The organism is Jiangella endophytica (assembly GCF_003427025.1).
Taxonomy (GTDB): domain Bacteria; phylum Actinomycetota; class Actinomycetes; order Jiangellales; family Jiangellaceae; genus Jiangella; species Jiangella endophytica.
On record NZ_QVAI01000003.1, the window covers coordinates 209,105 to 228,435 of the forward strand.

General features: G+C 73.8%; 20 protein-coding genes. All 20 read left to right on the forward strand.

From position 1 onward, the window contains the following. Positions 1-2: 2 nt before the first annotated feature. The 20 genes from DZA62_RS07955 (at position 3) to DZA62_RS08045 (ending at position 19,321) form a co-directional block, all read left to right on the forward strand. Positions 3-707: an ABC transporter ATP-binding protein gene (locus DZA62_RS07955; RefSeq protein ID WP_116948335.1), complete on the forward strand. Its 705-nt coding sequence runs from the start codon at positions 3-5 to the stop codon at positions 705-707. Continuing rightward, the gene (locus DZA62_RS07960; RefSeq protein WP_116948336.1) at positions 704-1,414 is read left to right on the forward strand and encodes an ABC transporter permease; all 711 of its coding nucleotides are present in this window, start codon (positions 704-706) and stop codon (positions 1,412-1,414) included. The genes DZA62_RS07955 and DZA62_RS07960 overlap by 4 nt, the downstream gene beginning before the upstream one ends. Positions 1,415-1,447: 33 nt before the next feature. Next, a complete protein-coding gene (locus DZA62_RS07965) occupies positions 1,448-2,086 on the forward strand; it encodes an HAD-IA family hydrolase (protein ID WP_198663529.1) in 639 nt (212 codons plus the stop codon). Between the two features lie 8 nt (positions 2,087-2,094). Continuing rightward, positions 2,095-3,213, forward strand: coding sequence for a PrsW family intramembrane metalloprotease (locus tag DZA62_RS07970; protein WP_198663530.1), 1,119 nt, complete (start codon positions 2,095-2,097; stop codon positions 3,211-3,213). Positions 3,214-3,255: 42 nt separating this feature from the next. Then, positions 3,256-4,188: a 4-hydroxy-tetrahydrodipicolinate synthase gene (gene dapA / locus DZA62_RS07975; RefSeq protein ID WP_116948339.1), complete on the forward strand. Its 933-nt coding sequence runs from the start codon at positions 3,256-3,258 to the stop codon at positions 4,186-4,188. After that, positions 4,185-5,873, forward strand: a complete 1,689-nt coding sequence (locus DZA62_RS07980; RefSeq protein WP_116948340.1) for a ribonuclease J — start codon at positions 4,185-4,187, stop codon at positions 5,871-5,873. The genes dapA and DZA62_RS07980 overlap by 4 nt, the downstream gene beginning before the upstream one ends. Before the next feature lie 250 nt (positions 5,874-6,123). Beyond that, positions 6,124-6,582: a septum formation family protein gene (locus DZA62_RS07985; RefSeq protein WP_198663531.1), complete on the forward strand. Its 459-nt coding sequence runs from the start codon at positions 6,124-6,126 to the stop codon at positions 6,580-6,582. Positions 6,583-6,605: 23 nt separating this feature from the next. Continuing rightward, complete coding sequence (locus tag DZA62_RS07990; protein ID WP_116948341.1) at positions 6,606-6,992, forward strand: DUF4280 domain-containing protein; 387 nt, start codon at positions 6,606-6,608, stop codon at positions 6,990-6,992. Between the two features lie 149 nt (positions 6,993-7,141). Continuing rightward, on the forward strand, positions 7,142-8,713 hold the full coding sequence (locus tag DZA62_RS07995; protein WP_116948342.1) for a phage tail sheath family protein: 1,572 nt from the start codon (positions 7,142-7,144) through the stop codon (positions 8,711-8,713). A gap of 28 nt (positions 8,714-8,741) precedes the next feature. Beyond that, entirely contained in the window at positions 8,742-9,221 is a 480-nt protein-coding gene (locus tag DZA62_RS08000; RefSeq protein ID WP_116948343.1) for a phage tail protein, read from the forward strand. After that, positions 9,218-9,721, forward strand: coding sequence for a hypothetical protein (locus DZA62_RS08005; protein WP_198663532.1), 504 nt, complete (start codon positions 9,218-9,220; stop codon positions 9,719-9,721). Before DZA62_RS08000 ends, DZA62_RS08005 begins: the two co-directional genes overlap by 4 nt. A 6-nt stretch (positions 9,722-9,727) precedes the next feature. Continuing rightward, positions 9,728-9,901: a DUF6760 family protein gene (locus DZA62_RS35575; RefSeq protein ID WP_157740718.1), complete on the forward strand. Its 174-nt coding sequence runs from the start codon at positions 9,728-9,730 to the stop codon at positions 9,899-9,901. Continuing rightward, positions 9,894-10,379, forward strand: a complete 486-nt coding sequence (locus DZA62_RS08010) for a phage tail protein (RefSeq protein ID WP_116948344.1) — start codon at positions 9,894-9,896, stop codon at positions 10,377-10,379. The genes DZA62_RS35575 and DZA62_RS08010 overlap by 8 nt, the downstream gene beginning before the upstream one ends. Before the next feature lie 2,375 nt (positions 10,380-12,754). After that, the gene (locus DZA62_RS35580; RefSeq protein ID WP_157987541.1) at positions 12,755-13,423 is read left to right on the forward strand and encodes a hypothetical protein; all 669 of its coding nucleotides are present in this window, start codon (positions 12,755-12,757) and stop codon (positions 13,421-13,423) included. Further along, entirely contained in the window at positions 13,423-14,076 is a 654-nt protein-coding gene (locus DZA62_RS08020; protein WP_116948346.1) for a CIS tube protein, read from the forward strand. The genes DZA62_RS35580 and DZA62_RS08020 overlap by 1 nt, the downstream gene beginning before the upstream one ends. Next, on the forward strand, positions 14,073-15,842 hold the full coding sequence (locus tag DZA62_RS08025; protein WP_116948347.1) for a phage baseplate assembly protein V: 1,770 nt from the start codon (positions 14,073-14,075) through the stop codon (positions 15,840-15,842). The genes DZA62_RS08020 and DZA62_RS08025 overlap by 4 nt, the downstream gene beginning before the upstream one ends. Then, on the forward strand, positions 15,839-16,285 hold the full coding sequence (locus DZA62_RS08030; RefSeq protein ID WP_198663533.1) for a GPW/gp25 family protein: 447 nt from the start codon (positions 15,839-15,841) through the stop codon (positions 16,283-16,285). Before DZA62_RS08025 ends, DZA62_RS08030 begins: the two co-directional genes overlap by 4 nt. A gap of 3 nt (positions 16,286-16,288) precedes the next feature. Next, complete coding sequence (locus DZA62_RS08035) at positions 16,289-18,214, forward strand: putative baseplate assembly protein (RefSeq protein ID WP_116948348.1); 1,926 nt, start codon at positions 16,289-16,291, stop codon at positions 18,212-18,214. Beyond that, positions 18,211-18,756, forward strand: a complete 546-nt coding sequence (locus tag DZA62_RS08040) for a phage tail protein (RefSeq protein ID WP_198663534.1) — start codon at positions 18,211-18,213, stop codon at positions 18,754-18,756. Before DZA62_RS08035 ends, DZA62_RS08040 begins: the two co-directional genes overlap by 4 nt. Next, positions 18,737-19,321, forward strand: a complete 585-nt coding sequence (locus DZA62_RS08045) for a hypothetical protein (RefSeq protein ID WP_116948349.1) — start codon at positions 18,737-18,739, stop codon at positions 19,319-19,321. The genes DZA62_RS08040 and DZA62_RS08045 overlap by 20 nt, the downstream gene beginning before the upstream one ends. Positions 19,322-19,331: the final 10 nt, after the last annotated feature.

A 19,331-nucleotide genomic window follows, 5' to 3' on the forward strand; every position in this document is an offset into this window, starting at 1 on the left:
GCATGCTGACCTTCGACGATCTGGTGAAGCGCCGCGGCTCGCGCGACGTCCTCGCCGGTGTGACCTTCCGCGCCGAGCCGGGCCGCGTCACCGCCTTCCTCGGTCCGAACGGCGCCGGCAAGTCCTCGACCCTGCGGATCCTGCTCGGGCTGGATCGCCCGACGTCAGGCCGCGCGCTGGTCGGCGGGCGGCCGTACCGGGACCTGCGGCGGCCGCTGCGGGTGGTCGGATCGGTACTGGACGGGTCCGGCGCACACCGGTCGCGTCCGGCGCGGCAGCACCTCGCATGGGTGGCGCGCAGCAACGGCATCGCGCGGCGGCGGGTCGGCGAGGTGCTGGAGCAGGTCGGGCTGGCGGACGCGGCGCGGGTGCGGGCCGGTCGGCTGTCGCTGGGGATGGGGCAGCGGCTCGGGCTGGCCGCCGCGCTGCTCGGCGAGCCGGCGGCGCTGGTGCTGGACGAGCCGGTGAACGGGCTGGACCCGGAGGGGATCCGGTGGATCCGCGGGCTGCTGCGCTCCTACGCCGACGACGGCGGGACGGTGCTGCTGTCCAGCCACCTGATGGGGGAGGTCGCCGCGCTGGCCGACGACCTCGTGGTGATCGCCGGTGGACGGATCGTGGCGGCCGGGCCGCTGGGCGCCGTCACCGCCGGGTATCCGTCGCTGGAGGAGGCGTTCTTCGCACTGACCGCAGGGGGCTCGCGATGAGCCGGCCCGACGCCGTCGCGGCCGAGTGGCGCAAGGCACTCACCTTGCCGGCGACGGTCGTGGCGCTCGCGGTCGCCGTCATCGGGCCGGTCGCACTGGCCGGCCTCAACGCGAGCCAGGGCGACACCGGCTCCGCCGCCGAGGCCGCGTTCGCCGCGTCGCCGCTGCTCACCGTCGGCGCGATCGTCATCGGCGCCGTGACCATGGGGAGCGAGTACTCCGGCGGCCGCCCGGTCGCCGCCACGTTCGCCGCGATGCCGCGCCGCGCGATGGTGCTGGCGGCGAAGGCGGCCGTCGTGTCCGGGCTGGTCGTCGCGGCGTCCGCCGTCGCGATGCCCGTGGCGCTGGGGGTAGCCGGCGGCGCCCCGGGCGATCTCGAGCCGGGCCAGTGGCTCGGCGTCACCGTCTACGCGGTGCTGACGGCGCTGATCGCGCTCGGCATCACGACGCTGACCCGCAGCATCGTCGTCCCGCTGATCGTGCTGGTGGCGAACGGGACCGTCGTGTCGGTGTCGTTCCTGCTGCACGGGGTGACGCCGCTGGCGCGTTACCTGCCCGACCTCGCCGGCATGCGGCTGCTCGCCGGCGACGACCAGCTGGCGATCGACGACGCGCTGGCGCCGGTGCCCGGCGGGCTGGTCATGGCCGCCTGGACGGCGGCGCTGCTCGCCGTCGCCGGAGTCGTCCTGCACCGACGCGACGTCTGAGCCGGGCGGCGCCCGCTAGGCTCCCATGCCGTGGTGCTGAAAGCCGATGCGATCCTGCTCGACCTCGACGGGACGCTGGTCGACTCGACCGACTCCATCGCGCGCTCCTGGCTGCGCTGGTGCCGTCAGTACGACGTCGACCCCGCACGGCTGGCCGACGCACACGGGCGCACCACCGCCGACATCGTCGCCGACCTCCTGCCGGGGCCGCTGGTCAGCGCCGCGTTGGCGCGCATCGACGAGTTCGAGATCGAGGACGCCGGCGCGGTGCGGCCGATGCCGGGCGCGGCCGAGCTGCTGGCGTCCATCCCGGCCGGCCGCCGCGCCGTCGTCACGTCCGGCAGCACCGTCATCGCCACCGCCCGCATGCGTGCCGCCGGGCTGGAGCCGCCGGACGTCGTCGTCACCGCCGACGACGTCCTGCGCGGCAAGCCGCACCCGGAGCCGTACCTGCTCGGCGCGCAACGGCTCGGCGTCGAGCCCACCCGGTGCGTGGTCATCGAGGACGCGCCCAGCGGCATCACCGCGGCCCGGGCGGCCGGCATGGCCGTCGTCGGGATCGTCTCGACCCACGAGGCGCGGCAGCTGGAGGCCGACCTCGTCGCCGCCAGTCCCGCCCACGTCCGGATCGACGGAACCGGCCCGCTGCTCGTCGACGTCACAACCCCATGACCGGGCCCGTGAGCGCGCTCGCGCCGCACCAGCCGTGGAGCCGGCAGCAGCGCCGGCGCGTCTTCTGGCCGGTCCTCGGGCTGGTCGCGGCGGCGGTCTGCGCCGTCGTCGTGGTCGGGCTCGCGGTCGGCGACCTCCCGGCGTCGACCGTCGCCACCGCCACCCTGTTCGCGCTGCTCCCGGTCGTCGTGGTCGTCAGCGCGTTCCTGTGGCTGGACCGGTGGGAGCCCGAGCCCGGGCGAACGATGCTGGCAGCCTTCCTGTGGGGCGGCGGCGTCGCGACGCTCGGCGCGCTGCTGGTGAACTCCGTGGTCGCGGTGACGTACGGCGAGTACACGTCGTCGGTGGTGTCGGCGCCGTTCGCCGAGGAGGCGCTGAAGGGCGCGTTCCTCGTCGGCCTGCTCTGGCGGCAGCGCGACGAACTGGACGGACTGGTCGACGGCATCGTCTACGCGGGGCTGGTGGCGGCCGGGTTCGCGTTCGTCGAGAACATCCTCTACCTGGGCCGGGCCTTCGACACCGCGTCGATCGACGGCTACAGCGTGTTCGTCGTGCGCGGCATCTTCTCGCCGTTCGCGCACCCGCTGTTCACCGTGTTCATCGGCATCGCCGTCGGCATCGCGGCCCAGCGGCGGTCGGTGGCGGCGCGGGTCGTGCTGCCGTTCGTCGGGTATCTGCTGGCGGCCGGGCTGCACGCGCTGTGGAACGCGTCGGCGCTGTGGGACGACGGCCAGGGCTTCGTCGCCGTCTACGTCGTCGTCATGGTGCCGCTGTTCGCCGGCATGCTCAGCATCGCGCTCTGGCAGCGCCGCCGCGAGCAGCGCGTCGTCGCGTCGCGCCTGGGCGAGTTCGTGCAGGCCGGGTGGATCCCGTGGTACGAGGTCGACCTGCTGTCGACGATGCGCAGCCGGCGCCGCTGGACCGCGGCCATGAAGGCGCAGTATGGACGCGAGGCCGCTGGCGCCGTGCGTGCCTACCAGGGGGCCGTCACCGAACTGGCGTTCCTCGTCACCCGGCTGCGACGCGGCCGCGTGGACGAGCGCACCGACCCCCGGCTGGCCGAACTGCTCGGCTTCGTGAACCAGACCCGCGCCCGGGCCGTCGCCCTGACCAGCGCCGGACGGTGAGGCGAGTCGGCTCGCGAGCCCGGATCACGGTAGCCTTCATCCATGCCTGACGAGCTCTTCACCCTCGCCGCCGCCACGTCCGGCGCGCCTGGGGCCGCACCCTTCGGCCGCGTGTCGGTCGCCATGGTCACGCCGTTCCTCGACGACGGCGGGCTCGACCTCGAAGGGACCGCCGCCCTGGCGGAGAAGCTCGTCGACGACGGCGCCGACGGCATCGTCGTCTCCGGTACCACCGGCGAGAGCCCCACCACGTCCGACGCCGAGAAGGACCTCGTCCTGCGGGCCGTGGTCGAGGCCGTCGGCTCGCGCGCCCGCGTCGTCGCCGGCGTCGGCACCTACGACACCCGCCACACCAGCGAGCTGGCGCAGGCCGCGCAGAAGGCCGGGGCCCACGGCCTGCTGGTCGTCACGCCCTACTACAGCCGCCCCCCGCAGGAGGCGCTGTACCAGCACTTCACCGCCATCGCGTCGGCCACCGACCTGCCGGTCATGCTCTACGACATCCCGGTCCGCTCCGGCGTGCCCATCAAGACCGAGACGCTGGTCCGGCTGGCCGAGCACGACCGCATCGTCGCGGTCAAGGACGCCAAGGGCGACGTGTTCGCCTCGTCGGAGGTCATGGCCCGCACCGGGCTGGCCTACTACAGCGGCGACGACGCCCTCAACCTCGCCCTGCTCGCGCACGGCGCCGTGGGCGTCGTCAGCGTGGTCGGGCACGTCGCGGCCGGTGAGTACGCGCAGATGGTGCGCGCCATCGACTCCGGCGACCTGCCGCGGGCCCTGGAGCTGCACCGGCGGCTCATCCCGGCCGTCCGCGGCATCATGACCCGAACCCAAGGAGCCATCATGGCCAAGGCCGCCGTCGAGCTTCGCGGCGTCATCCGGAACCGCACGGTCCGCTCGCCCCTCATCCCCGCCACCGACGAGCAGGTCGCGCTGCTGCGCGCCGACCTCGCCGAGGCGGGGCTCGCATGAGCCATCCGCACCCGGAACTTCCCTCGCCACCACCGCTCGACCCGGCCGCGCTGCGCGTCGTCCCGCTCGGCGGACTGGGCGAGGTCGGCCGCAACATGACCGTGTTCGAGCACGGCGGCCGGCTGCTCGTCGTCGACTGCGGCGTGCTGTTCCCCGAGGACAACCAGCCCGGCGTCGACCTCATCCTGCCCGACTTCGAGTACATCAGGGACCGCCTGGACGACGTCGAGGCGATCCTGCTCACGCACGGGCACGAGGACCACATCGGCGCCGTGCCGTTCCTGCTCCGCGAGAAGCAGGACATCCCGGTCGTCGGCTCCCGGCTGACCCTCGCCCTGGTCGAGGCGAAGCTCAAGGAGCACCGCATCGACGCCTACCAGCTGCAGGTCCGCGAAGGTCAGACGGAGCGGTTCGGCCCGTTCGAGGTCGAGTTCCTCGCGGTCAACCACTCCATCCCGGACGCGCTGGCGCTGGCCATCCGCACCCCCTCCGGGGTCGTGCTGCACACCGGCGACTTCAAGATGGACCAGCTGCCGCTCGACGGCCGGCTCACCGACCTCAACGGCTTCGCCCGGCTCGGCGACGCCGGCGTCGACCTGTTCATGGTCGACTCCACCAACGCCGAGGTGCCGGGGTTCACGCCGCACGAGCGCGACATCGCCGACGTCCTCGACGGCGTCTTCGCCCGCGCGCCGCGACGCGTCGTCGTCGCGTCGTTCGCCAGCCACGTGCACCGCGTGCAGCAGGTGCTCGACGTCGCCGTCGCCCACGGCCGCAAGGTCGCGTTCGTCGGCCGGTCGATGGTGCGCAACATGGGCATCGCCCGCGACCTCGGCTACCTCACCGTCCCCGGCGGCACGCTGGTCGACCTCAAGAGCATCGACAACCTCCCGCCCGACAAGGTCGTGCTCATGTCCACCGGCTCCCAGGGCGAGCCGATGGCGGCGCTCTCGCGCATCGCCAACCGCGACCACCCGGCCATCCACATCGAGCCCGGCGACGTCGTCGTGCTGGCGTCGTCGCTGATCCCGGGCAACGAGAACGCCGTCTCCCGCGTCATCAACGGCCTCACCCGCGAGGGCGCCACCGTCGTGCACAAGGGCAACGCCAAGGTGCACACGTCCGGGCACGCCTCCGCCGGCGAGCTGCTGTTCGCGTACAACCTGGTCAAGCCGCGCAACGTCATGCCGATCCACGGCGAGACCCGGCACCTGTTCGCCAACGCCGACATCGCCGTCGCGGCGGGGGTGCCGCGCGAGCGGGTGGCGCTGGCCGAGGACGGCGTCGTCGTCGACCTCGTCGACGGCGTCGCACGCGTGGTGGGCGCCGTGCCGTGCGGCTACGTCTACGTCGACGGCTCCAACGTCGGCGGCGTGGCCGAGGCGTCGCTGAAGGACCGCCGGATCCTCGGCGAAGAGGGCTTCATCTCCGTCGTCGTGGTCGTCGACTCCGTCACCGGGAAGGTCACCGGCGGTCCCGAGATCCACGCCCGCGGGTTCGCCGAGGACGACAGCGTCTTCGACGACATCCGGCCCGAGCTGATCAGCGCGCTGGAGAAGGCCGCCGAGGGCGGCAACGCCGACACCTACCAGCTGCAGCAGACGGTGCGCCGCACCATCGGCCGCTGGGTCGGCGGCCGGCTGCGGCGCCGCCCGATGATCATTCCGGTGGTCGTGGAGTCGTAGCCGAGCCCGCCGGCGCAGCCGGCCGACTCGGGGTGTCGCGGCTGGGCAGCAGGGTTCGGTGCCGAGGTGTAGACGCTGACGCCAACAGCTGGCGTGTGCGTCTACACCTCGACGGAGGACTCCCCGCCCCGCGTCGTCCAGTGCGGCATTGAAACCTCAACCATCGCGTTCATGCCGCCGTGCATGGGCCGGAGACCTGTGCTGCCGGACGCCGCCGCCCTAGCCTCGTGACGGGCGGAGGAGGTGTGCGGTGCGATCTGCCGGTGTCGCGGTGCTCGCGCTGGTCATGGCGAGCTGCGGGCTGCTCGGCGACGACGGCGACAGCGACGCGGTGGGCGTGCTGGACATCGAGGTCGGCCAGTGCTTCACCGCACCCGCCGAGGTGCAGGCCGAGCTCACCGAGCTGACCAGCGTGCCGTGCGACAGCGGGCACGACCAGGAGGCGTACGCCGTCGTCGCCTACACCGGTCCCGACGGCGAGGAGGCAGGCGCGTTCCCGGGAGCCGACGCGCTCACCAGGTTCGCCGACGGCGCCTGCGCGCAGGAATTCGGTGAATACGTCGGCACGAGCTATCTGGATTCTTCGCTCTTCTTCACCTATCTGCTCCCGTCCGTACGCGGCTGGGAGGACGGCGACTCCGATGTCGTGTGTTTCGTGACCACAACGGGCGCGAAACTCGACGCGTCCGTGCGCGACTCCGGAATGTAGGCGCAATTCGAGGGAGAAACGACATGGGTGCTCCGCAGGTGGTCGACTCCGCGCAGACGATCTGCTCGTTCGGCACCGCCCCCTCGTCGCTGGGCGTGCTGCCACTGGCGCGGGTGACGGTCGAGGGCCGTCCGGCCGCCACCGTCGACGACGCCGTCCCGCTGGTCAACATCCGGCCGTTCAACACCTGCGTCAGCCTGGCGAACCCCATGGTCGCGGCCGCGACGAGCGCCGCGATGGGCGTCCTGACACCGCAGCCGTGCCTACCGGCGACATCGACGTGGCTGCCCGGCTCGCCGCTGACGACCGTCGGCGGGCGACAGGCGCTGACGCTCGGGTCGACCTGCCGCTGCCAGTGGGGCGGGGTCATCGTGGTCGCACAGCCGGGCAGCGTCCGCACCACGTCCTGACGCCATTCGCGCGTCCATGCGCGCGTGCATGAGCCGAAGCAATTCCGAAGCGCCGACGTGGTGCCCAAGAATGGTGCCTCGAACGATTCCGGGACCGGCGGGGACGTGGTCGAACCGGTGCGGATTCCACGCTCGAGAAAGAGGTCGTCGTGCCCACTTACACAGCGCCAGGCGTGTACGTCGAAGAGGTTCCCTCGTCGCAGAAGGTCCTCACCGCGGTCCCCACGGCGATCGCCGCTTTCGTCGGATTCACCGAACGCGCCCCGGCCGACGACCCCGCCGACCCGCAGGGCCTCGCACCCCGTCTGGTGACCAGCTGGTCTCAGTACGAGCAGCTCTACGGCGGCTTCGCCAAGGGCGCCATGCTGCCGCTCTCGGTCTATGGGTACTTCCAGAACGGCGGCGCGCTCGCCTACATCGTCCGGGTGCCCAACAGCGAGCCCGCGGGGGAGCCGTCGGCGGTGGCCCTGCCGGCCGCCGACCGCAGCCTCGGCAGCCCACTGGTCATCGAGAGCGTGGAACCCGACGCGGCGCTGACGGTCGCGGTCACGGCCCAGGAGCCGGACGACGTCGACGACACCGCGCCGGCGCCGTTCACCATCGACATCCTCGACGGCGACGACGTCGTCGAGTCCTACCCCGGCCTCACCCTCGGTGGGCCACGCGACGCCGCCACCGTCGTCAACGCCGCCTCCACGCGGGTCACCGTGAAGGTCGCGCTGGCCGAGGACACCGACCTCACCGGCCAGCTCGACCTCATGCGGCCCGGTCAGTACCCGCTGCAGCCGGCCACGCCCCGGCCGGTGCCGGTGACGGGCCGCCGCTTCGCCGGCTCCGAGTCCGCACGCACCGGCATCAACGGCCTCGCCATCGCCGAGGACGTCACCATGATCGTGGTTCCCGACCTCATCACGGCGGCCACCACGGATGACGGCAGCGTCGACCTCAGCCTCTGGAAGGCCGTGCAGACTGCGCTCATCGCGCACTGCGAGCAGTACTCCAACCGGATGGCCGTCCTCGACGCCCCGCCAGGCATGACGCCGCAGCAGATCAAGGAGTGGCGCTCGGACCAGGCGCAGTACGACTCGCCGTTCGCCGCGCTCTACTACCCGTGGATCACGGTCGAGAACCCCGGCGCCACCAACGGCGACGCCACGGTCCTCATCCCGCCGTCCGGCCACGTCGCCGGCGTGTGGGCGCGCACCGACCAGGCCCGCGGTGTGTGGAAGGCCCCGGCCAACGACACCATCCGCGGCGTCCTCGACATCGAGCGGCCCATCACCCAGAACGAGCAGTCCGTCCTCAACCCCGTCGGCGTCAACTGCATCCGCCCCTTCGGCACCCGAGGCATCCGCATCTGGGGCGCCCGCACGCTGTCGTCGGACACCGACTGGACCTACCTGAACGTGCGCCGGCTGTTCAACATGGTGGAGGCGACCATCATGGACGGCACCCAGTGGGCGGTGTTCGAGCCCAACGACACCAAGCTCTGGGAAGGCGTCTCGCGGACGCTCACCGGTTTCCTGCACGGGCTCTGGCAGGCCGGCGCGCTGTTCGGGCAGTCCGCGGCCCAGGCCTTCTACGTCAAGTGCGACGCCGAGACCAACCCGCCGGACTCCATCGACCAGGGCAAACTCGTGGTCGAGGTGGGTCTCGCGCCGGTCAAGCCGGCGGAGTTCGTGGTGTTCCGGATCAGCCAGACCAAGCAGAGCGCCGCCTGACCGGCGACCACCACCGAAGGAGACCGACATGCCTCAGGCAGGACTGTTCCGCAACGACCCGATGATCGCCATGAACTTCTTCCTCGAGATCGACGGGGAAGTGGTGAGCGCGCTCATGTCGGTGGGTGGGCTGGACATCGAACTCGGTGTCATGAAGGTGACCCAGACGGGGCCCGACGGGAAGAAGCAACAGGTCAAGTCGATCGGCCAGGTGGTCGAGACACCGGACATCCAGCTCACCCGGGTGGCGAGCAGCGACATGGCGCAGGACCCGCTGTGGCAGTGGTTCAACGACATCCGCACCGCCGGTCTCGGCTCCGATCGTGCCGCCAAGCGCAAGAACGGCTCCGTCGTCATCTACGACTCCGCCTACACGGAGGTCTCGCGGTTCAACTTCTTCAACGGCTGGCCCAGCAAGATCGGCACCGACCAGCTGTCCGTCGACGGCGGCGAGGCGATCAAGGAGACCATCACCCTGGTCGTCGAGCGTCTCGAGCGGGTCAAGTGAGCCTGCAGACCCGGTACGAGTTCGTCCTGCCGCGCGGGTACGTCGACCGCGACGGCACCCTGCACCGGGGCGGGACCATGCGGCTGGCGACGGCGCGCGACGAGCTCGAACCGCTGCGCGACCCCATGGTCGACGGTCCGGACGACCCGCGGCTCACGATCCTCGTGCTGGCCCGCGTCGTCGAGACCCTCGGCTCGCTGGAACTGGTGACGCCGCACGAGATCGAGAACCTGTTCGCCGTCGACCTTGCGTTCCTGCAGGACTTCTACGGCGTCATCAACTTCGGTAGCCAGGACGACTACGAGGCGTTGCTGCAGGGCCAGCAGGAGCTGCTCGGGCCGGTGCGGGGCGCCGATGGCACGGGGGCACGCACGACCGCGCCGGCGGCGGAGGCGGCGGCCCCGAATGAGCCGGTCACCGTCGGCGCGCCGGAGCCGGCGGTGCGGGCACCGCGTCCCGGACGGTCGGCGATCGAGGAGCTCCCGGGCGTCGGCAGGTGAGCCGAGGTGCTGCGCTACCCGGCCGACGCGCTCTGGCAGGAGATCGCGTACCTCGCCTACCACCTGCACTGGCCGCTGGACACGTTGCTCGACCTGGAGCATCTCGACCGGGTCCGGATGATCCGGGCCGTCGGATCCTTGAACGACCGCGCATGGGAGGCGGTGCGCGAGCATGCCTGAGGCGGACTACCTGGGCGGCGAGCCGACCAGCTCGAACCGGTTCCTCTTCGAGGTCGACGGTGTCGAGATCGGGACCTTCCGCGAGGTGCGTGGCCTGGAGGTGACGGCCGTGCTGGAGGAGTACGCCGAGGGCGGTGAGAACGGCTACGTCCATCGTCTCCCCGGCCGGTTGAGCTGGCCCAATCTGGTCTTCCGGCGCGGCCTCACCCAGGGCGACGCGCTGTTCGCGTGGGTGAACAAGACCGCGGGCCAGGGCTTCGCCGCGGCCGGCGACTCGCTGGTCCGCAGCACAGGTGCCGTGACGGTCCTCGGCGAGCGCGGCGAACGGTTGCGCGCCTGGGAGTTCGACGGTGTCTTCGCGGTCCGCTGGACCGGGCCGAATTTCGACGTCGAGAGCGCGCACTCCTTGGAGGAGGAGCTCGAGGTGGCGCACAACGGTTTCCGGTCGCGGACCTCGAGCGGATCGGGTGCCACGTGAGCGGGGGCGTCGGGGGCTGGGCGAGCACGGCGAGTTCCGCCGGCACGGCGGATGCTGCCGGGTCGGCGGGTGCGGCGGGTGCGGTCGTTCGGGATGAGGCGGCCGGTTCGGACGAGGCGGACCGGTCCGCGCTGGGGCGAGCGGCCGCGATGCGACACCGGCCGGCCCGGCGTGCCCGTGGTGCGTCGGACCGCTCCGGCCTCGGCGACCTCGCGTGCGGCCTGAACGCCTTCGCGGTCACCGTCGGCCGGTCCCGTGTCGTGCGGCGGGCGCTGACCTCGGTGACGGGACGTGGGGTGCGGCCGGCGGGCGTCGCTGACGCCGAGGTCGTGGACGGTCCCGTGCGTCCGCCGCGCTGGTGGTGGCCGTCGACGGCCGACACTGTGGCCGGCGCCTCGGCCGACACTGTGGCCGGCGTCGCGGCCGGCACCGTGGTCGGCGTCGCGGGCGCGCACGCAGCTGTGGCGCCTGGGCTGGCCCGGGTCGTGCGACGGGTGCCGAGGGAGTCGACGTACGCTCCCGGCGGGTTCTCCGGGCGGCTCGCCCCCAGAGCCGTGCCGATGCGGTTGCCGGTCGAGGTCGCGGCGGCCGGTCCCATGCTCGCGCCGCAGGACTCGCGCCGCCGGTCGGCACCCCGCGCCGGATCGAGGGCCTCGGCCGTGGTGCCGGCGGCCGCCGAGGGCGACTCGCGGGGCGTAGCCGCGGCAGACGAGGGCTCACCCGTGGCGCCGGCGGCGGTCGGGAGCGGCGCAGTCGTGGGCGGCGGGGTTGTGAGCGGCGCGGTCGCGAGGGGCGCGGTGCAGGCTCTGCGCCGGGCGGCCACGGCCGCGGCGGGCGGAGCGCCGGCCCGGCAAGCGCGGGTTCGCCGGTCGATGGCCAGGACGACGGTCGCGGTGCCGGTCGCGCGCAGTGCCGCCGCGGGATCGACCCGGGGCGCCGGGCCGCACGGGCTTCACGGGCTGGTCCCCGCTCCGAGTCCCGGTCCGGCGGTGGCGTCCGGCGGCCGCTCCGGTGGTGGCGGTGCTGGGACCCCTGGGCGTGCCGACGCGGGAGCCGTCCCGGGAGCCGGCGCGGGAGCCGTCCCTGGGGTGGCCGACGTGGGCGCCGGGGTCGGCCCCGTGGCGCGGCGAGCGACGGTCGTGACCGGCGATTCGCGCTCGAGCCTCCGGCCCAGCACCGCGCCCGCGGCCGCAGCGGCCCGCGTGGAAGCTGGGCGACCAGCCCGGCCCGAGGCGGTGACCGGCGCGGCGGTGACCGGCGCGGCGGTGACCGGCGCGGCGGAGGCGGCGGGCGGTGCGGCGGGCCGGCGGGCATTCGGCCGTGTGGCGGCCCTGGTCGCGGCCGCCGGGCGTCGTGTGGACACTGTGGCGGAGAGCGGCTCGCACACCCGGCCCGGTGTGGGCGGGAGTGTCGGCCGTCGTGCACTGGAGCGGCCGGCATGGGGGCTCGCGTCGCGGGTGGCGGCGGTTCGTCGTGCTGGCGGCCGTCCGAGCTCGACCGACGCCGGTGGTGCGGCGTGGCCGGACGTGGCAGACCCCGCGATGCGGCCTGGTGGAGGTCGTGCGGGCACGGGCGGCGAGGACTCGGCCGCGACAGCGGGCGGCGGATCGCGCAGTGTGGTCGCGGGCCTTGCGGATGGGAGCGAGGAGGCTCGACCCGCGCAGGCCCGGCTCGGTGCCGAGGGAGTGGGCCGAACGGTGAGGCGCAGCGTGACCGGCGCGGCGCGAGGACTCGCCCCCGCAGCCCGCCCGCCGGAGGCCGGGTACGCCACCACACCACCCGGCGGGCTCGGAACGGCGTTCTCGCGTGGCGCCATCGGCGACGCGCGGTCGCCGGTCGGCGCGACGGCTTCGGCAGTCCGGTGGACGCCGGCCGGGCGGTTGTCCCGCGCGGTGGGCGCGAGCGCACGGCCGGACGCCGGCCGTGCGCATCCGGGCGAACCGGAGGCGGCCGGCGCCGGCCTGGGAAGAACCCCGGCGGCAATGCGCGGCCGGTCCGTGGCGATGCGCGGCCCAGCCGTGGCGACGACCAGCCCGGCGACGACCAGCCCGGCGACGACCAACCTGCCTGCGACGACACGCTCGGCCGAGCGGCGACCGGGGTCCGGTGCCGCGGGGACGGCTGGGCCTGGCGTGGCGGGGGCGGCCGGGCGCGGCGTGGCGGGCGATCGGTCCGCCGGATGGGTGGTGGGGGGCGTGCCGGCGCTGCACCTCGGCGCGCGTGGGCGTGGCGCGCGCGGTGGCCGGTCGGTGGCACCGGCGGTGTGGGGCGCGCCGTCGCGCAGCACCGTGCCGGTCAGGCGCCGAGCGCGCGACGACGGAGCGGAGTTCGCCCGCGGGAGGACGAGTCGCGCGAGGACGACCGGAGGACAGCCCGTGCGAGTGCCGCCCGGCACGGTCGTGGGGGGTTCGATCGTGCCGGGCACCGCGGCGGCGGGGCCCGGGCCGTGGGCCGCGGCCGGGACCGCGGGGGTGCACGAGATCGCCCCCGCGGTCCTCGGCCGGGTGCTGGCGGGTGGGCTGACGCGACTGCCGGGGCCGGCGCCGACCGTCCTGCGAGCCCATGACGAGGCGGCGCTGACGGGGACATCCATGGGCGTGCGGACGGACCGGGTGGCGCCGCCGCGGATGTCGATCGCGCCGCCGGTGGCCGTCGTCGGAGCGCCGGGGGTCCGGCCGGGCGAGACGGCGACCGGGATCGTGCGTGCCGCGACTCGTCCGTCCGGCTCCGGACCGCTGCCGACGAGACCCGACGTCCCGGCCGCCGGAACGGTCGCCGGCACGGCCGCACCCGGCTGGGCGGCGCCGCCTGCCGCCGGTCCGACCGGCGCTGCCCACCCGGCCGGCACGGCCGGACCGTCCGGTCAGCCGGCCGGACCGTCCGAGCCGCCCGGCGGACCGGAACCGCCGGCCCGGTGGCGTCTCACCGACCTGGATCCCGCCGACCTGGCCGAGCTGGCGGACCTGGTGCTGGAGCGGATCGAAGGACGCGTCCGCGGTGAGTTGGAGCGGCGCGGGCGCCGCGGAGTACCGGGGGTGTTCTAGTGGCGACGGAGAAGGCGTTCCTGGAGATCGAGGGCGGTGAACGGCTGCCGTGCCTGTTCAACCCGGCCCAGCTCACCGTGGGCAGGACGAACGAGTGGGCGGCCGACCGGCTGCCGGGCAAGGGTGTGCCGACGCTGCGCTACGCGGGCGCCCGATCCGGTTGGCTGCGTCTGGAGCTGTTCTTCGACACCACCCACGACGGCAGCCCGGTGACGAAGTACACGGGGAAGATCGTCGGCCTGATGGAGGTCGACCTGAATCTCCCCGGGACGGACGAGACCACGAACAACGCGCGCCCGCCGTACGTGACGTTCCACTGGGGCGACCTGCACTCGTTCAAGGCCGTCGTCAGTGACCTGGAGCTGGCGTTCACCTACTTCTCGTCCGCCGGGGTGCCGCTGCGGGCCCGGCTCTGGCTGACGCTGCGCCAGTACGAGCCGTCGAACGCGTTCGGGCCGCAGAACCCGACGTCGGGGACACCGCGTCCGCACCGGGTGCACCGGGTCCGGCCAGGCGAGACGCTGGACCGGATCTCGGCCGCCTACTACGGCGACGCCACTCGCTGGCGGGTGCTGGCCGGGGCGAACGCCATCGCCGACCCGCTCGACCTGCGGCCCGGCCGCCTGCTCTCGATCCCGAGGCTGGAATCGTGACCACGGCGCCGGAGGTCCGGGTCGGCGGATCGCTGCTGACCGGCAAGTGGCTCGAGGCGCTGGTCGAGCTGCGGGCCGACCGCGGGCTGCGCACCGTCGGCTCCATCGTCCTGCGCTTCACCGACCCCGGCTACGCCCTGGCCTCGTCGTCGGCCTTCGGCGTGGGGACGACCATCGAGGTCGGCGTCATGGGCAAGGGGCAGCTCGCCGAGGGCGCCGTCACCGGCATCGCCGTCGAGCAGCGCGACGGGCTCCCGCCGGAGCTCGTCGTCACGGCTCACGACGGCGCCCGCAAGCTGGCCGGGAGCCCGGTCGTGCGGACCTTCACCGAGCAGTCCTTTCACGACGTGGTGGGGAAGGTGGCGGGCGCCGTCGGGCTCGGTGTGCGGCTGCCCGGCTCGGAGACCGGGATACAGACCCACGTCCTGCAGGTGGGCACCGACCTCGAGTTCCTCGACGAGGTGGCCGACCGGCTCAGCTGGGACTGGTGGGTGGACGACGGCACCGTCGTCGCGACGCTGCCCGGCACCGGCCCGAAGCTGACCCGAGCCCTCGGCAAGGACCTCCAGGAATTCTCGGCGAGCGCGGTCGACGTGCCCACCGAGGTCCAGGTGCGCGGCTGGAACCCCTGGAAGAAGGAGGCCGTGGCGTCCGATCCCGCGCTCGTCGATGCCACCACAGTGATGTCCAAGGCACCGCTGCTGGACGTGTTCAGCGGCGCGATCGGGAACACCAAGGAGAGGAAGCGTCGGGTCGACGTCGTGCGGACGGTCGCGAACAAGAACGAGGCCGACGAGGTCGCCGGGTCGCTGCGCGACTCGATCGCGCGGGCCGCGGTCACCGCACGGGGCCGTGGCCTGGTGGACCCGGCGATGACGCCGGGCACCGCGCTGACGGTGACGAACGCGGGTCCGGTGTCCGGCACCTACCACGTCAGCCGCATCGAGCACGTGTACCGGCGCACGGGCTTTCACACCCGGTTCGTGGCCGGCGACCGGGCGCCCGCCTCGCTGGTGGACCTGCTGGGCGGCCGCGAGGACGTCGGGCGCGGCCGCGCCGACGCCGGCGGCCGGTTCTACGGCCTGATGAGCGGCATCGTCACGGACGTGCGGGATCCGGAGAAGCGCGGCCGGGCGAAGGTGCGCTTCCCCGCGTTCACACCCCTGGACAACAGCGACTGGGCGCGGGTCGCCACCGTCGGCGCCGGCCCCGGCCGCGGTCTGACGGTGCTCCCGGAGGTGGACGACGAGGTTCTGGTCGCGTTCGAGGGCGGCGACCTGCGTCACCCGGTGATCCTCGCCGGCCTGCACAACAGCAAGGACAAGATTCCGCAGCACGAGATCACGGCGGGCACCGGCGTGCAGCACCGGCGTTTCACCTCCCGGCTGGGTCACGTGATCGAGCTGGCCGACGGCACCGGGGAGAAGAACGAGCACGTCCTGATCGCGCTGGCCGGCGGGAAGCACCGGATCCGGCTGGGCAAGGACCGCATGGACGTCGAGCTGCCGGCGAACGTGCCGATGTCGATCAAGGTGGGCCGGGCCACGATCACCGTCGACGGGCAGAACCGGATCGCCGTCGAGGCGGCGGAGATCTCGGTCAAGGCGGAGGACAAGCTCACGCTCTCGGGCAACAGCGTCGACATCAAGGCGACCGCCACGCTCGGGCTCAGCGCGAGCACCCTGACGGCGAAGGGCACCGGGGCGGCGAGCCTCGAGAGCGACGGCGTCGCCACCGTCAAGGGAAAGGCGGTGGCGATCAATTGAGCGACGACGACGGCCCGGTCCGCGCGCCGCTGCCGCCGGACCGCCTCGACGCCGACGTCGTCGGCCGCGGGTTCTTCTGGCCGCTGCAGGTCGACCACACCGGCTCGATCCGGCTGACGACAGGGCCGGAGGAGCTGGACCGTTCGATGCGGGTGATCCTGCTGACCGCGCCCGGCGAGCGGGTCATGCGCCCGCAGTTCGGCTGCCGCATCTGGGAGCTCATGTTCGAGCCGATTACACCGAACCTCATCGGGCTGATCGCCGAGGCCGTCCGCGAGGCGATCGCCCGCTGGGAGCCGCGGGTCGAGGTCGAGGAGGTGACACCGGTCCAGGACGACGAGGAGTCCGGCCTGGTGCGCATCGGCATCGTCTACCGGGTCCGGACGACGAACGACCGCCGCAACCTGGTCTACCCGTTCTACGTCATCCCGCGTGAGGAGTGAGCCATGCCGTTGCCCGCACCGAACCTGGACGACCGGCGGTTCCAGGACATCGTCGACGAGGCGAAGCGGCTGATCCCGCGGTACTGCCCCGAGTGGACCAACCACAACGTCGCCGACCCCGGCGTCGCGCTGATCGAGCTGTTCGCGTGGATGAGCGAGAGCGTGATCTTCCGGCTCAACCAGGTGCCGGAGAAGCTCTACGTGCACTTCCTCAACCTCGTCGGCATCGAGCCGTTCCCGCCGTCGGTGGCGCGGGCCGACCTCACGTTCTGGCTGTCCGCGGCGCTGGACCGGACGGTGGTCGTGCCGGCCGGCACCCCGGTGGCGACGGCGGGCGCGCCGGACCGGGTGGTGTTCGCCACCGTTGACGAGCTCGCGATCCGTCCGCCGCGGCTGACCGGGCTGATCACCTCGGACGCGGCCGAGCGGATCAGCGACCGCTGGAGCGACTTCACCGTCCTCGGTCTGCCGGTCGAGTGCTTCTCGCCGCGGCTGACCCCGGGGGACGCGGTCGTCCTCGGGTTCGCGGAGAGCCTCGCCGGCGCCGCCGTCCGGTTCACCATCGCCGCCGAGGCCGAGGGCATCGGGGTCGATCCGCGTCGCCCGCCGCTGGTGTGGGAGGCGTGGACGGGGGAGGCCTGGGTGGCCGCGGCCGTGCACCGCGACACCACCGGCGGGCTGAACCGCGACGGCGAGATCGTGCTGCTCATCCCGCGCGAGCACCGGTCGTTGCGCCTGGGCGACCGGACGGCGTACTGGGTGCGCGGGCGGCTGCGTGAGCCCGACCCCGGTCAGCCGACCTACCGTCGGCCGCCGCGGATCCGGTCGCTCGAGGTGGCGACCATCGGCGGCACGACGGCGGCCGAGCACGCCAGCGCCGTCCCGGCCGAGTCGCTGGGCCGCTCCGTCGGCGCACCGGGCCAGGTGTTCGCCGTCTCGGCGGCTCCCGTCCTGCCCAGGCGCGGCGACGAGGTGGTGCGGGTCGTCGACCGTGACGGGGCGCGGACCTGGACCGAGGTGCCCGACTTCGCCGACAGCGGCCCGGACGATCGGCACGTCGTGTGGGACGCGGCGACGGGCGAGGTGCGGTTCGGGCCACGGGTGCGCTATCCCGACGGCAGCAGCCGCCAGCACGGTGCCGTTCCTGCCGACGGCGCCGAGATCGCCGTCAGCGGCTACCGCACCGGCGGCGGCCGGTCCGGCAACGTCGGCACGCACACCCTCACCGAGCTGCTGACGACCGTCCCTTACGTCGCGTCGGTGACGAATCTGGCACCGGCGGCGGGCGGCGTCGACGCCGAGACCGTCGCCGAGGCGAAGGTGCGTGGCCCGCTGACGCTGCGCACGGGGCGCAGGGCGGTGACCGCAGGCGACTTCGAACGGCTGGCCCGTGAGGCGTCGGCGCAGGTGGCGCGGGCACGGTGTCTGCCCGGCGACGGCACCGCGCGCGTCATGCTCGTCCCGCACGTGCGCAGCCATCCGCGCGACCACCGGCTGGACGACTTCGCGCTCACGCCGCACCTCCTCGACACCGTCGGCACGCACCTGGACCGGCACCGGCTCGTCGGCACCGGCGTCGAACTGGCCACGCCGTACTACCAGGGCGTCAGCGTGGTGGCCATGGTCCGTGCGGCGCCTGGACGGCCCGCCGAGCTGGTCAGCGGCCGCATCGTCGAGGAGCTCACCCGGTACGTGAACCCGCTGACCGGCGGGGCCGACGGCGCCGGCTGGCCGTTCGACGCCGACCTCAGTTTCGCCGCCGTCTCGCAGCTGATCGAGGCGGTCGACGGCGTGGACCGCGTGGACGAGGTGCTGCTGTTCGAGTACGACCTGCGCACCGGCCGCCGGCTGGGCAGCGGACGTGACATCATCCGGCTGTCGCCGGACTCGTTGTTCCTGTCCGCCGCCCACCAGGTGGTGGTCCGGTGAGGCCGCCGCAGTGGCTGGTCACCCAGATGCCGACCGGCATGCTGGACGACGACTTCTTCGTCCGGTTCCTCTCGATCTTCCAGCACGGCGCCGACTCGCTGGCCGAAGGCGCGGACAACCTCGAGCACCTGGGCGACGTCACCGTCGCCCCGGACGCGATGGTGCGCTGGCTGGCAGGCTGGATCGGGCTCGACGGCCTGGATCCGTCGCTGCCCGGCCGCGCCGCACGCACCGTCGTCCGGGCCTCGGCGCAGACGCTGGCCTGGCGCGGCACCCGGCACGGCCTGACCCGCACGCTGGAGGTCCTCAGCGGCGGGCCGGCCGAGGTGGTCGACGGCGGCGGCGTCTGGCTGGAGGGGGAGGCGCCGCCCGACCCGGCCTGGGTGCGGATGACGGTGTCCGCGACGGGCTGGCTGTCCGAGCCGGACTTCGCCGCGGTCGTCGCCGACGAGGTCCCCGCGCACGTACGGGCGCAGTTGTGGGTGGGCGACCGGATGATCTGGACGTCGGACGGAGGCGGCCATGGCCCTGGATCGCACTGATCCCGAACCGCGCGTCGCGCCGGCCCGCGTCGACGTCACCCCGGTCGCGCTGGAGCCGCTGGACCCGCCGCCGGCGGCGGTACCGGCCGGACCGGTCGCCGCCACGGCCGTCGGCCCCACACCGGCCGTGGGCGCGGCCGAGCCCGTCGTGTGCCCGCGCTGCGGCACGCCCGGCCTGGTCGACCTGGCCCGGCGCGACGCCGCCGGCTTCTGCGCCCGGTGCGACTATCCGCTGTTCTGGGTGGTCCGCCAGTCCGCGGCCGGTGCGGCCGACGCCGGCGACGACGCCCGCCGCCGGCTGCCCGGCACCGTCGGCGCGCAGACCATCGCGTCGCTGCCCTGCCCGCACTGCGCCGAGCCGAACCCGCCGCGGGCCGAGGTGTGCCTGCGCTGCGGCCGGCCGATGGTGGTCGTGCCCGCGCCGGTCCCGGTGGCCGTCGTCGTGCCGCCGCCGCCCGCTCCGGCGCCGCCGCCGGCTCCCTGGTATCCGCCGCTCTGGCTCGTGCTGTTCGTCGTCGGCCTGATCGTCCTCACCGGTCTCGGCCTGGTCGCGCTGCTCGGCTGACCGGCGACGT

Excerpts from the sequence above, each read along its gene's own strand:
- DZA62_RS07955 (WP_116948335.1), top strand. The coding sequence starts at position 3 with ATGCTGACCTTCGACGATCTGGTGAAGCGCCGCGGCTCGCGCGACGTC.
- DZA62_RS07960 (WP_116948336.1), top strand. The coding sequence starts at position 704 with ATGAGCCGGCCCGACGCCGTCGCGGCCGAGTGGCGCAAGGCACTCACC.
- dapA (WP_116948339.1), top strand. The coding sequence starts at position 3,256 with ATGCCTGACGAGCTCTTCACCCTCGCCGCCGCCACGTCCGGCGCGCCT.
- DZA62_RS07980 (WP_116948340.1), top strand. The coding sequence starts at position 4,185 with ATGAGCCATCCGCACCCGGAACTTCCCTCGCCACCACCGCTCGACCCG.
- DZA62_RS07990 (WP_116948341.1), top strand. The coding sequence starts at position 6,606 with ATGGGTGCTCCGCAGGTGGTCGACTCCGCGCAGACGATCTGCTCGTTC.
- DZA62_RS08000 (WP_116948343.1), top strand. The coding sequence starts at position 8,742 with ATGCCTCAGGCAGGACTGTTCCGCAACGACCCGATGATCGCCATGAAC.
- DZA62_RS08010 (WP_116948344.1), top strand. The coding sequence starts at position 9,894 with ATGCCTGAGGCGGACTACCTGGGCGGCGAGCCGACCAGCTCGAACCGG.
- DZA62_RS08035 (WP_116948348.1), top strand. The coding sequence starts at position 16,289 with ATGCCGTTGCCCGCACCGAACCTGGACGACCGGCGGTTCCAGGACATC.
- DZA62_RS08045 (WP_116948349.1), top strand. The coding sequence starts at position 18,737 with ATGGCCCTGGATCGCACTGATCCCGAACCGCGCGTCGCGCCGGCCCGC.